At 62.6% G+C, this 11075-nt stretch carries 14 protein-coding genes and 1 tRNA gene (1 of these 15 only partly in view); 9 read left to right on the forward strand and 6 right to left on the reverse strand.

Translation table 11 applies throughout. The annotated features are described in order from the left end of the window. Window positions 1-20 precede the first annotated feature (20 nt). Window positions 21-105, reverse strand: a tRNA-Leu gene (locus LC343_RS15945). 146 nt (window positions 106-251) lie between these two features. Here LC343_RS15945 and LC343_RS15950 point away from each other — a divergent pair. Both LC343_RS15950 and LC343_RS15955 read left to right on the forward strand, forming a co-directional pair. Next, window positions 252-905: an exopolysaccharide biosynthesis protein gene (locus tag LC343_RS15950; protein WP_223478161.1), complete on the forward strand. Its 654-nt coding sequence runs from the start codon at window positions 252-254 to the stop codon at window positions 903-905. A gap of 81 nt (window positions 906-986) precedes the next feature. Further along, a complete protein-coding gene (locus LC343_RS15955) occupies window positions 987-1499 on the forward strand; it encodes a disulfide bond formation protein B (RefSeq protein WP_223478162.1) in 513 nt (170 codons plus the stop codon). Between the two features lie 31 nt (window positions 1500-1530). Here LC343_RS15955 and LC343_RS15960 read toward each other — a convergent pair whose 3' ends face one another. Next, window positions 1531-2088 carry an HNH endonuclease gene (locus LC343_RS15960; RefSeq protein ID WP_223478163.1) on the reverse strand — a complete coding sequence of 186 codons (558 nt, stop codon included), beginning with the start codon at window positions 2086-2088 and terminating at the stop codon, window positions 1531-1533. A 135-nt stretch (window positions 2089-2223) separates the two neighbouring features. Beyond that, window positions 2224-2907 carry a DNA-3-methyladenine glycosylase family protein gene (locus tag LC343_RS15965; protein ID WP_223478164.1) on the reverse strand — a complete coding sequence of 228 codons (684 nt, stop codon included), beginning with the start codon at window positions 2905-2907 and terminating at the stop codon, window positions 2224-2226. A gap of 16 nt (window positions 2908-2923) precedes the next feature. Here LC343_RS15965 and gluQRS point away from each other — a divergent pair, with 16 nt between their 5' ends. Next, entirely contained in the window at window positions 2924-3781 is an 858-nt protein-coding gene (gene gluQRS / locus LC343_RS15970) for a tRNA glutamyl-Q(34) synthetase GluQRS (protein ID WP_223478165.1), read from the forward strand. A 4-nt stretch (window positions 3782-3785) separates the two neighbouring features. On the opposite strand, the gene LC343_RS15975 is transcribed toward gluQRS, so the two are convergent. Together LC343_RS15975 and LC343_RS15980 are read right to left on the reverse strand one after the other, a co-directional pair. After that, window positions 3786-4079 (reverse strand): hypothetical protein, encoded by a 294-nt coding sequence (locus tag LC343_RS15975; protein WP_223478166.1) that lies wholly within the window; start codon window positions 4077-4079, stop codon window positions 3786-3788. Between the two features lie 100 nt (window positions 4080-4179). After that, a complete protein-coding gene (locus LC343_RS15980; RefSeq protein WP_223478167.1) occupies window positions 4180-5061 on the reverse strand; it encodes a YihY/virulence factor BrkB family protein in 882 nt (293 codons plus the stop codon). 34 nt (window positions 5062-5095) lie between these two features. On the opposite strand from LC343_RS15980, the gene LC343_RS15985 reads away from it, so the two are divergent. The 6 genes from LC343_RS15985 to LC343_RS16010 all read left to right on the forward strand — a co-directional run bounded on the left by LC343_RS15985 (window position 5096) and on the right by LC343_RS16010 (window position 9568). Then, on the forward strand, window positions 5096-5971 hold the full coding sequence (locus LC343_RS15985; protein ID WP_428982577.1) for an SDR family oxidoreductase: 876 nt from the start codon (window positions 5096-5098) through the stop codon (window positions 5969-5971). A 54-nt stretch (window positions 5972-6025) separates the two neighbouring features. Continuing rightward, the gene (locus tag LC343_RS15990; protein WP_223478169.1) at window positions 6026-6229 is read left to right on the forward strand and encodes a twin transmembrane helix small protein; all 204 of its coding nucleotides are present in this window, start codon (window positions 6026-6028) and stop codon (window positions 6227-6229) included. A gap of 9 nt (window positions 6230-6238) precedes the next feature. Beyond that, window positions 6239-6820 carry a cob(I)yrinic acid a,c-diamide adenosyltransferase gene (locus LC343_RS15995; protein WP_223478170.1) on the forward strand — a complete coding sequence of 194 codons (582 nt, stop codon included), beginning with the start codon at window positions 6239-6241 and terminating at the stop codon, window positions 6818-6820. Between the two features lie 31 nt (window positions 6821-6851). Then, window positions 6852-7628: a rhomboid family intramembrane serine protease gene (locus LC343_RS16000; RefSeq protein ID WP_223478171.1), complete on the forward strand. Its 777-nt coding sequence runs from the start codon at window positions 6852-6854 to the stop codon at window positions 7626-7628. Window positions 7629-7869: 241 nt separating this feature from the next. Beyond that, complete coding sequence (locus LC343_RS16005; protein WP_223478172.1) at window positions 7870-8619, forward strand: electron transfer flavoprotein subunit beta/FixA family protein; 750 nt, start codon at window positions 7870-7872, stop codon at window positions 8617-8619. A 19-nt stretch (window positions 8620-8638) separates the two neighbouring features. Next, on the forward strand, window positions 8639-9568 hold the full coding sequence (locus tag LC343_RS16010; RefSeq protein ID WP_223478173.1) for an electron transfer flavoprotein subunit alpha/FixB family protein: 930 nt from the start codon (window positions 8639-8641) through the stop codon (window positions 9566-9568). Between the two features lie 150 nt (window positions 9569-9718). Here LC343_RS16010 and LC343_RS16015 read toward each other — a convergent pair whose 3' ends face one another. Further along, window positions 9719-11075, reverse strand: the 3' portion of a protein-coding gene (locus tag LC343_RS16015; protein ID WP_223478174.1) for a M23 family metallopeptidase. Its footprint extends 620 nt past the window's final position; only the last 1357 of its 1977 coding nucleotides appear in the window; the start codon falls outside the window, past its right edge; the stop codon is at window positions 9719-9721.

The following is an 11075-nucleotide window of genomic DNA, read 5'->3' on the forward strand; positions in this document are numbered from 1 at the left end:
AACAGCCTGTAGAATGGCTGTGGTGCCCCCCGCCGGAATCGAACCGGCACTCCCGAAGGAACGGGATTTTGAATCCCGCGCGTCTACCAATTCCGCCAGAGGGGCAACGCCTGATAGATTTCGAGCTTTATTGGCGTACCAGAGCCGCGTCAAGGCGGGTTGCGTCGTGACGCCACGCCGAAATTGTTTGGCAATCAATTGCGGTCTAAAGCTATGCCTGAGCCTCATGCCGCAACCGGGAGTCCCATACCGTGTCCGTTCATCAGGAGACAGATGCCAGCCACGCCCCGCGCGGCGCGCTCGCCAAGATCGAGCATATCCTGCATGCGGCCGAAAGAGACGATGACGGCAATATCGCCCTCGGTGCGCTGAGCGACGCCATGGAGGAGCGGGCCTTCGCGCTGCTCCTGCTCATCCTCGCATTGCCATGCTGCCTGCCCTTCATCTACCTGCTGCCGCAGATCGTGGCGCTTCCGATGGCGTTTCTTGCATGGCAGATGGCCAGCGGCCGCCGCTCGCCCTGGCTTCCGGAAAAGTTTCGCGCAAGGAAGCTTCCCGTCCGCGGGATGTTGCAGATCACGGCGCAGGTCAAACGCTATGCCGGATGGCTGGAGCGGCTCGCCCATCCCCGGCTGACGGGACTGACGGATGCAGGCGGCATGCGCATTCTCGGCATCCTCCTGCTGATACCGAGCCTGTCGATTCTGGTGCCTTTGCCGCTGACCAACACGGTGCCCGGCATCGGTGTCGCGATCACGTCGGCGGGGCTGATCGAAAGGGACGGCGTCTTCGTCATACTCGGCCTCCTGATCGGCCTTGCCTGGGTCCTGGCGCTGGTCGTTGGCGGGCCGACGGTCGTCTATTTCCTCATCGACTGGATCAGGATGCGCGTTGCCGCAACTTGAACACAGTGTCGCGCAGATTGGTTTGTCCAATCTCGCGCGATGCGGTAAGCCACGACGCGCCTTTCCAAACCGGAGACCCCGATGGCCCAGACCGCTAACCGGCCCGTACTTTTCCAGTCGGCGCTGTTCCTGACCGTGGCGATGGCAGTCGTGGTCGGCACCGCGCTGGGCTTCGAACATATTGGCGGGTTCGTTCCCTGCAAGCTCTGCCTCGCCCAGCGCGTTCCCTACTATGCCGGTATTCCGGTCGCCCTGATGGCGGCGGTCGCCTCGGGCCTGAAATGGAACCCGGTGATCGCGCGGGGGCTTTTGCTGATCGTTGCCGCGCTGATGGCCTACGGCCTCTATCTCGGCGTCTATCATTCCGGGGTGGAATGGCACTGGTGGGCCGGTCCGGCCGATTGCAGCACGTCGGCGACAAGCGGGCTGACAACCGATGCCGGCGACCTGCTCGGCGCGCTGGAAACCGTCAAGCCGCCATCCTGCGACGAGGCGGCCGGCCGTTTCCTCGGATTGTCATTTGCGGGCTGGAATGTGCTGGCGAGCCTGGCGCTCGGTGCGGTCGCGCTCCGGGCGGTCCTGATCAAGCGCTAGTGCGCACAAACAAAAACGCCGGAGACCTTCCTCAAGGCTCCAGCTCGACATCCCAGTAAAGGTAATCCATCCAGCTTTCGTGAAGATAGTTGGGCGGAAAACTTCGGCCATTATTGTGCAGGTCGTGCACCGTGGGCTGGAACGGCATCTGGTGCGGCCGCATGCCCGATTCGCGCGGCATCTTGCCGCCTTTCCTCAGATTGCAGGGCGAGCACGCCGTGACGATGTTTTCCCACGTGGTCTGTCCGCCGAAGCGACGGGGAATGAGGTGGTCGAAGGTCAAGTCGTCGGGCGAGCCGCAATACTGGCATTCGAACTTGTCGCGCAGGAAAACGTTGAAGCGCGTGAAGGCCGGATAGGCGGAGGGTTTGACATAGCTCTTGAGGCAGACGACGCTGGGCAGCCGCATGGCGAATGACGGCGAGGAGACCTCGTGATCGTACTCGGCGACGATATTCACACGGTCGAGAAACACCGCCTTGATCGCGTCCTGCCAGGACCAGAGCGACAAGGGATAATAACTCAGCGGACGGTAGTCCGCGTTAAGCACGAGCGCCGGAAGGCTGTCCGGCGAAACCGCAATCGTCAAGGCTCACCTCTTCGCATCACGATAGAACTGCGGACATATAGTAAGCGCGTTATGACATGCTTGTGAAGCATCCCGTTGAAAAGTGCGCCTTCAGGAAAAATCCTGAAAAATCATAAGTTTGTATTTTGCTCACTGTCACGGCATGACGGCGCGTGCGTGCCGCGTGGCGTAGAAAGCCCAGAAAAGCCGCGCCGCGACGCCGCGCCAGGGCGCCCATGATTCGGCGATTGCGCGCAATTCCGCGACGGCCGGCCGGCGGGCAAGCCCGAGCGCTTCGCCGACGGCGGCCTGAAGCGCGATGTCGCCGGCCGGGAAGATATCGGGGTGCCCCGCCGCAAAAAGCAGATAGACCTCGGCCGTCCATGGCCCGACGCCCTTGATCGCGGTCAGCTCGCGCATGGCGTCGTCGCCGTCTATACGGCACAGATGCTCAAGATCGAGGCCGCCGGACATCACGGCGTCGCAAATCGCGACCAGGGTGCGCTGCTTGGGGCGGGAAAGCCCGGCCTCGCGCCAGCTCGGTTCGCCGCCGGCGAGGAAACGCTCCGGATCCAGCGGATCGATCAAGCTTGTCAGCCGGCCCCAGATCGCATCGGCGCTTTGCCGCGAGACCTGCTGCGACACGACGATCGAGGCGAGGCTGGAAAATCCGGGCTCGGTGCGCCGCAGGGGGACTTCCCCGGATTGCGCGATCACGGCTTCCAGTCGCGGATCGGCGGCGCGCAGGCAGGACAGCCCTCTTTCGATATCCGCGCGGCCGCTTATCGGCGCGTGACGTTGCGTCCCGGGCGCGCAGTTTCTACTAATCTGGCGAACCATGTCCGCGCACGCCTCCATGACCGACGACCGGCCCGTTTTCCGTTTCGCCCCGAGCCCCAACGGTGCATTGCATCTGGGGCATGCCTATTCGGCCATCCTGAATTTCGAGATGGCGCGCGAGTCAGGCGGACGGTTTCTCTTGCGCGTGGAGGATATCGACACGGAGCGCTGTTCGCCAGCGCTGGAGCGCGCGATGCTGGACGATCTCGCCTGGCTTGGCCTGTCATGGGAAGAACGGGTTCGGCGGCAGTCGGAGCATTTCGCCGATTATGAAAAGGCGCTGGATGCGCTGGAAGCGGAAGGGCTTGTCTATCGCGCCTATCTGAGCCGATCGGAGATACGCCGGCTCGTCGAGGCACATGAAACGGCCGGCACGCCCTGGCCGCGCGATCCAGACGGCGCACCGCTCTATCCGGGCAGCCGCGAGGAGTGCGGAGACGACGACGCGCCCTATCTGCTCCGGCTCGATATGGAGCGTGCGCTGGCCTGGCGCGGAGAAGCGCCCGAATGGATCGAGGAGGGAAGCGGCCCCGACGGACAGAGCGGACCGGTTTCCGCCGATCCCGCGGCGTGGGGAGACGTTGTCCTCGCACGGCGCGATACGCCGACCAGCTACAATCTGTCGGTCGTGCTCGACGATGCCCTGCAAGGGGTGACGCATGTGGTGCGCGGTCGCGACCTGTTTCATGCGACATCGGTCCATGTCTTGCTGCAGGATCTCCTGGGTCTGCCGCGGCCGCGCTATTTCCATCACGATCTGGTGCTGGCGGAAGACGGGCGCAAACTGTCGAAGAGCAACCGCGACACTAGCCTTCAGTCGCTGCGCGCAGCCGGTGCGACGCCGGAGGATATCCGCAGGATGATAGGGCTGTAGCGCTCTAGTAATGCAGTCGCCGGGCGAATGCCTTCAACATGGCGAGCAGGGCGAGCGCCGAAAACGCACCGACGGCGCAGGCCAGGCTGCGCAGGGCGACGTTGTGGATCGGCAGTTGCATGTGTTCGATCGCGAAGAGACCGAGGACCGAGCCGAAAATCAGGATGATCGTGTTCTTGAACGCGCCGAATCCGTCGGCGCCCATCACGTTGTCTGTCGCGGCGCCGAGGAAATAGGTGCCGACGGCAAGCGCGATGCCGAAGAAAGTCAGGGTCGTATTGTCGAACGCGGCGAACATGTCAGCCTCCGCCGTTTTTTCACGGTCGTAGATCTTCCTTAAGGTAAGGCGCATTAAGGCCGATTTAGAAGAATCGCTCAAATTGCGGCGTTTCGGACGTTCAACGCGGCTTTGAACGGCTCTCCGCGGCCAACGCCATGAGGGATCGCGCCTCGCGCAGGCGGATGATCGCGGCATTGATTTCGGCGCCGAGAATGAAGATCGCGGCGATAATGTAGAGAAAAACCAGCGCGATCATGATCGACGCCAGTCCGGCATAGGTCGTCACATAGGTGGCGAAGCTCTCGAGATAGCTCGCGAACAGGATCGCCCCCAGGACCCAGGCGGCGAGGGTCAGTACGATGCCGGGAACAAGCGAGGCGAAGCTGCGCCGGCCATTGGGCAACCATTTGTGGGCGACGAACAATCCGGTGACGAGCACAACCAGCGCGATGGCGAATCGCCAGAACCCGATCGAGATGGATACGGCCTCGATGCCGGGCATCCATTGCTGCGCGATGCGGAAGGCGAGTGGCGCAAGGACAAGCAGGAAACTGATCGCCATGATGGCAAAGGTCGCGACAATGATGAATCCGAGGCTTTGCAGGCGGATGAGGAAGATCGAGCGCGTCTCGGAAACCCGGTAGGCGCGGTTGAGCGCGACGCGCAGCGCTTCCACGCCGTTGGACGCGAAGAAGGCGGCGGCGAGAACGGAGATGGTGAGGAGGCCACCACGCTGGACGGTCAGGACGTTCTCCACCTCCCGCGCGATTGGCGACGCGATGCGTTCCGGCCAGGTGTCGAATACGAGGTGAACGGCCGTTTCGGCGAAACGCTCCGCGCCGAGGAAGCCGGCGAGCGTCGTCGCGAAGATCAGGAAGGGGAATATGGCGAGCACCGCCGACAGGGCGACATGGCTGGCAAGCGCCCAGCCATCGGTCGCGTTGAAATGACCGAACGCATCCTGAAGGATGTGCCTGATTGCTGTCAGTTTGCGCTTCATGCCTTGCGGGTCTCGTTGTCTTGCGCGAACGAATATGGGAAAGCGCTCTCAAGTGAAAGAGACCGGCGAGATCACATTGCCTCCTCAACCGACGATTCTGATCACCGGATGCTCTTCAGGCATCGGTCGGCATTGCGCATTGCGGTTGCATGAAGAAGGCTATCGCGTCTTCGCGACCGCCCGCGGGAAAGCCGATCTGGTGGAACTGGCCGATGCGGGTCTCGACGTACTCTATCTCGATTACCGGGAAACCGATTCGATCCAAAGTGCCTTTGCGGCCGTGATGGCGCAAACGGGCGGAAGGCTGGACGCGTTGTTCAACAATGGCGCGCATGCGCAGCCCGGCGCCGTCGAGGATCTGCCGGTTTCGGCGCTTCGCGAGCAATTCGAGGTCAATCTGTTCGGCTGGCATGAGCTGACGCGGCTGGCGGTTCCGGCGATGCGGAAGCAGGGTCATGGCCGGATCGTGCATTGCTCCTCGATTCTCGGGCTGGTGCCTGCACCGATGCGCGGTGCCTATGTCGCATCGAAATACGCGCTGGAAGGCCTGATGCTGACCCAGCGGATGGAACTCGAGGGAAGCGGCATCCACGTTTCGCTGATCGAGCCCGGACCGGTTCCCTCGCGGTTTGCATCGAACGCGCTTGCCTTCGCGCGCAAACATATCGACATCGAAAACAGCGTTCATGCGGATGCCTATGCGAAACGCATCGCCGAGCTGGAGGCCGGCGGGACGCCCGATGACGGCGGCCGGGCCGCCGGATGGGTGCTGGACGCGCTTCGGCACGCATTGACCGCCGACAGGCCGAGGCCGCATTACCTCGTCACGCGGCAGGCGCGGATCGGGGCTTTCGGGAAATGGCTCCTGCCGGCGGGGTTTTTCTATCGACTTGTGGCGCGCAATACCTAGATAAATGGGCGTTAACGGAGAGCCGGGTCTCGACACCGGCCGGATTGCAATATTATGTCCAGTGCTATGTTCTTTCTCGCATTTGTCATCATGCTGGCGGTCGTCGCCGTGCTCATGGTCGGCCTGCGCAATCTGATGCGCGACGGCGACGGCAATTTCTCGAACAAGATGATGCAGCTGCGCGTGTTCCTGCAGTTCATCGCGGTTGCGGTGATCGTCATTGGCCTCTACATCGCTCGATCGAACGGTGCGGGTTGATCAGGCGATATGGTTGTTCTCAACAAGATCTACACAAAGACGGGTGACGACGGCACGACCGCGCTCGGCACGGGCGAGCGGCGACTGAAATACGATCCGAGGGTCGCCGCATACGGCACAGTGGACGAGGCCAATGCGTGTCTCGGCATGGTTCGCATCCACACCAGCGCGATGGAGGGGCCTGTCGACGGCATGATCGCGCGCATTCAAAACGACATGTTCGATCTTGGCGCCGATCTCGCCACGCCGGAAACCGAAACCCCGCCGGAATACGAGCCGCTGCGGATCGTCGAGAGCCAGGTCAAGCGCATCGAGGCCGATATCGACACGCTCAATCGCGACCTGTCGCCGCTGCGGTCCTTCGTGTTGCCGGGCGGATCGCCCGCGGCGGCCGCGCTCCATCTCGCGCGCACCGTGTCGCGAAGGGCCGAGCGGCTGATGGTGGAACTTGCCGAACGGCCGGGCGAACACGTCAATCCCGAAGCGCTGAAATACATCAATCGCGTCTCGGATTTTCTCTTCGTGGCGGCGCGTGTCGTCAATGACAATGGCGCGCGGGACGTTCTGTGGACGCCCGGCGAAAACCGCTGAAGCGTTCCGGAAAGAAAGGCGTCGCCGGTTCATGTTCATTCCCCTGCACGACGCCAACAATCTCAAGCATATCGCCCTGCAATATGTGACGCTCGCGCTGATCGGGCTCAATGTCCTCGTCTATCTCATCGTGAATCTCGGTCTCGTGCCGGGGGCTTACGAGGCCGCGACGGTGTCCTTCGGCTACATACCGGCAGTGGTCAACGATGTTGCGGAGCTGCCGTCGAACATCGTCTACATTCCGGAAGAGCTGTCGCTCGTCTCCTATGCCTTCCTGCATGCCGATTTCATGCATCTTGCCTCCAACATGCTGTTCCTCTGGGTGTTCGGGGACAATGTCGAGGACGCGATGGGGCATTTGCGCTTCCTGGTTTTCTACCTTGCCTGCGCGGTCATCGGCGCGCTGGCGCATGGCTATCTCCAGCCGGAATCGACATCGCCCCTGATCGGCGCATCCGGCGCGATATCCGGCGTCATCGGCGCCTATCTTGTGCTGCATCCGAAGGTGCGTATCTGGGTGCTCGCATTCGGGCGGATTCCGTTGCGGCTTCCGGCGGCGATTCCGCTGGGGGTCTGGATCGCCTATCAGGCGGCCGCCATCGTGATCTATCCGACCGAGGGCGTTTCATGGACCGCGCATCTTGGAGGCGTCGTCGCCGGGATGGTGCTCGTTTTCCTGTTCAAGCGGCGGGGCGTGCCGATTTTCGATCGCACGATCGCCACGCCGAGGGCTGTGGACCTGGCCGAGGCGGAGGCGAATTCCAGGAAGTCTGCGACGCCGCGACCGCCGAGCTGGGGACGCAGTTGATCGCTCGCGCATGTGCTGATAAGTAACCAAACGGTGCGTTATCGAGGTCCATTGAAGGCATTGACGTTGACGTAAACGTCAATTATTTAATCGATAAAATCGTTTTACGTCGGAGGGGAGGGGTTGCCCGGCCTTTCGGAAACCGGCATTCCCCTGCCGACGAGAAATGTCGAGTTTGCGCAAGTGGCGCGATGGCCATCTGGTATGCAGATGGCGAAACCGGAACGGGAGTTGAACTGCAATGAAAGTCCTGGTGCCTGTTAAGCGGGTTATCGATTACAACGTTAAGGTTCGTGTGAAGGCCGACGGCTCTGGCGTCGAGCTCGCGAATGTGAAGATGAGCATGAACCCGTTCGACGAGATCGCCGTCGAAGAGGCGATCCGTCTGAAGGAAGCGGGCACGGTGACGGAAATCGTCGCGGTGTCGATCGGCCCGGCGCAGGCGGCGGAGACGATCCGCACGGCGCTCGCCATGGGCGCCGACCGCGGCATCCTGGTCAAGACCGACGACGTGACGGAGCCGCTGGCGGTCGCCAAGATCCTGAAGGGCGTCGCCGAGGAGGAACAGCCGGGTCTGATGATCCTCGGAAAGCAGGCGATCGATGACGACGCCAACCAGACGGGCCAGATGCTGGCCGCGCTTCTCGGCTGGTCGCAGGGCACATTCGCGTCGAAGGTCGTTATCGAGGGCGATACCGCGAAGGTGACGCGCGAGATCGACGGCGGCCTGCAGACGATCGAGATCAAGATGCCGGCGATCGTGACGACGGATCTGCGCCTGAACCAGCCGCGCTACGCATCGCTGCCGAACATCATGAAGGCGAAGAAGAAGCCGCTCGACGAGAAGGCGCCGGGAGATTACGGCGTCGACACCGCGCCGCGTCTGAAGGTCCTCAAGACCGAGGAGCCGGAAGGCCGCAAGGCGGGTGTGAAGGTCGCCGACGTGAACGAGCTTGTCGACAAGCTCAAGAACGAAGCCGGCGTGCTCTGAGAACGGGGAGAAAAAACCAATGACAATCCTTCTGATTGCCGAACATGACAATGCAACGCTCTCCGACCAGACGAATAAGGCGCTGAGCGCTGCCAAGGAGATGGGTGGCGACATCCATGTACTGGTCGCGGGCAAGGACGCGAAAGCGGCGGCCGATGCCGCCTCGAAGCTGGACGGCGTCTCGAAAGTGCTGCTCGCCGACGACGCGTCGCTGGAACAGCAACTGGCAGAGCCGATGGCCGCTTTGATCGTGTCGCTGGCCGACGGCTATGACACCTTCGTTGCGCCCGCGACGACCAATGGCAAGAACACCATGCCCCGCGTGGCTGCCCTGCTCGACGTGATGCAGGTCTCCGATATCATCGCGGTCGAAAGCGCCGACACGTTCAAGCGTCCGACCTATGCCGGCAACGCGATCCAGACGGTGCAGGCGACGGATGCGAAAAAGGTGATCACCGTGCGCACCGCCTCCTTCAACGCGGCGGGCGAGGGCGGCTCGGCGGCGGTCGAGGATGTTTCCGCGCCGGCGGATCCCGGACTGTCCTCCTTCGTCTCGACGGAACTGTCGGGCGGCGACCGTCCGGAGCTGACCTCCGCGAAGATCATCATCTCGGGCGGCCGGGCTCTCGGCTCGAGCGAGAAGTTCGAGGAAGTGATCCTGCCGGTTGCCGACAAGCTTGGCGCCGCGGTGGGTGCGAGCCGTGCGGCCGTCGATGCGGGCTATGCGCCGAACGACTGGCAGGTTGGTCAGACGGGCAAGGTGGTCGCCCCCGACCTCTACATCGCCTGCGGCATCTCGGGCGCGATCCAGCACCTGGCCGGCATGAAGGACTCCAAGGTCATCGTCGCCATCAACAAGGACGAGGAAGCCCCGATCTTCCAGGTCGCCGATTACGGCCTCGTCGCAGACCTCTTCGACGTCCTGCCGGAACTGGAAAAGGCGCTGTAGAAAAACGCCGACTATCCGAATTCCCGAAACCCGCCACGGTTCGCCCTGGCGGGTTTTCTTTTCGGGAGCAATGGGCGCTTCACGAGGTGCGAAGGCTTCGATCCGGGGTGGAATGACTTCACGATTAGGATGGTGTCCGAACGGACCTGCCTATCCGGCTATCTGGGCCACGACCGTTCCGTCGTCGCCGCCCTTCTTCAACAGCGTGTTGATGCGGTCGCGTTCGCGTTTGAAGGCTTCGAGATCCGCGCCGGCCAGGACGCTGCCCTTGGGCAGACGCACGCGCATGGGATCGACGCGCGTTCCGTTCACCCGCATTTCGTAGTGAAGGTGCGGACCGGTCGACAGGCCCGTCGTTCCGACATAGCCGATCACCTGGCCCTGACGTACGCGCACGCCTGGCTTGATGCCCTTGGCGAAGCGTGTCTGGTGCGAATAGGAGGTCTCGTAGCCGTTGGCGTGGCGCAGGATCGTCTGTTTGCCATAGCCGCTCGACCAGCCGGCCTTTTTGACCACGCCGTTGCCGGGCGCGATGATGGGCGTGCCGCGCGGTGCCGCCCAGTCGACGCCCCAGTGCATGCGCGAATAGCCGAGAATCGGGTGGCGGCGCATGCCGAAGGGCGAACGGAACTTGCCGTTCGGAACGGGCTTGCGAAGCAGGAACTGGCGGGCGCTGCGGCCTTCCTCGTCATAGTAGTCGACTGTGCCGTCGGATGCGCGGAAGCGGTAATAGGTGTTGTCGTTGCCGTTGAAATTGGCTTCCACGAAGAGAAGCTCGTAACCATCGTCGCCGCCGGCGCCTTCTTCGGGCAGGGAGAAGAACAGTTCTAGGCGGTCCTTCGGCTTGATCGCGGACTGGAAATCGACGTCGGATGCGACCATGCGCACGACTTGCGCCGCCATTTCTTCCGGCAGGTCGTAGGAAAGCACCGAACGGTAGATCGCATTGTAAGCCGAAGGCAGGTCGCGGCTGATCATGACCGGAACGGCAACCTCTTCGCCGCGCTCGTCCATGATCCCCGGATCGATGGGCTCAGGTGCGGGCACATACTGGCGGCGATCGTTGAGCGCGATGGTCAATTCATGGTTCGAGCCGTCATAGACCGATGCGCGGACGATCTCGCGCCCCTCCGCGGTCTCCTGCAGACCCAGCCGAACGGCATGGCCTGATTTCAGATCCTTGGTCTTGAGAAGAGTCTCGATTGCCTCCGCCATAGAACCCGCCAGCCCGTAGCCGGTGGAATCGAGCACTTCGCCAATGTCTTCGGTTGAGGTGATCTCGAGCAGGTCTTCCTCGAAGACCGGGTATTTGCCGGTCTTGTTGTGCTGCATCGACGAGACCGACATGTTCTGCGGAATGATCCGGGCGGCCGAAGCGAGGCCGATGCCGGCGGCCAATGTCGGATCGTCGACGCCGAAGCGCAGTGGATCGACATAATGCAGCGACGCGACCTGGGTCGATCCGTCGGTGAGGATCGCGGCGGTGGAGCGAACGATCTCCTCGGCT

It is taken from the genome of Oricola indica (assembly GCF_019966595.1).
Lineage (GTDB): Bacteria > Pseudomonadota > Alphaproteobacteria > Rhizobiales > Rhizobiaceae > Oricola > Oricola indica.

Excerpts from the sequence above, each read along its gene's own strand:
- LC343_RS15955 (WP_223478162.1), top strand. The coding sequence starts at position 987 with ATGGCCCAGACCGCTAACCGGCCCGTACTTTTCCAGTCGGCGCTGTTC.
- LC343_RS15965 (WP_223478164.1), bottom strand. The coding sequence starts at position 2,907 with ATGGTTCGCCAGATTAGTAGAAACTGCGCGCCCGGGACGCAACGTCAC.
- gluQRS (WP_223478165.1), top strand. The coding sequence starts at position 2,924 with ATGACCGACGACCGGCCCGTTTTCCGTTTCGCCCCGAGCCCCAACGGT.
- LC343_RS15975 (WP_223478166.1), bottom strand. The coding sequence starts at position 4,079 with ATGTTCGCCGCGTTCGACAATACGACCCTGACTTTCTTCGGCATCGCG.
- LC343_RS15980 (WP_223478167.1), bottom strand. The coding sequence starts at position 5,061 with ATGAAGCGCAAACTGACAGCAATCAGGCACATCCTTCAGGATGCGTTC.
- LC343_RS15985 (WP_428982577.1), top strand. The coding sequence starts at position 5,096 with ATGGGAAAGCGCTCTCAAGTGAAAGAGACCGGCGAGATCACATTGCCT.
- LC343_RS15990 (WP_223478169.1), top strand. The coding sequence starts at position 6,026 with ATGTCCAGTGCTATGTTCTTTCTCGCATTTGTCATCATGCTGGCGGTC.
- LC343_RS15995 (WP_223478170.1), top strand. The coding sequence starts at position 6,239 with ATGGTTGTTCTCAACAAGATCTACACAAAGACGGGTGACGACGGCACG.
- LC343_RS16000 (WP_223478171.1), top strand. The coding sequence starts at position 6,852 with ATGTTCATTCCCCTGCACGACGCCAACAATCTCAAGCATATCGCCCTG.
- LC343_RS16005 (WP_223478172.1), top strand. The coding sequence starts at position 7,870 with ATGAAAGTCCTGGTGCCTGTTAAGCGGGTTATCGATTACAACGTTAAG.
- LC343_RS16010 (WP_223478173.1), top strand. The coding sequence starts at position 8,639 with ATGACAATCCTTCTGATTGCCGAACATGACAATGCAACGCTCTCCGAC.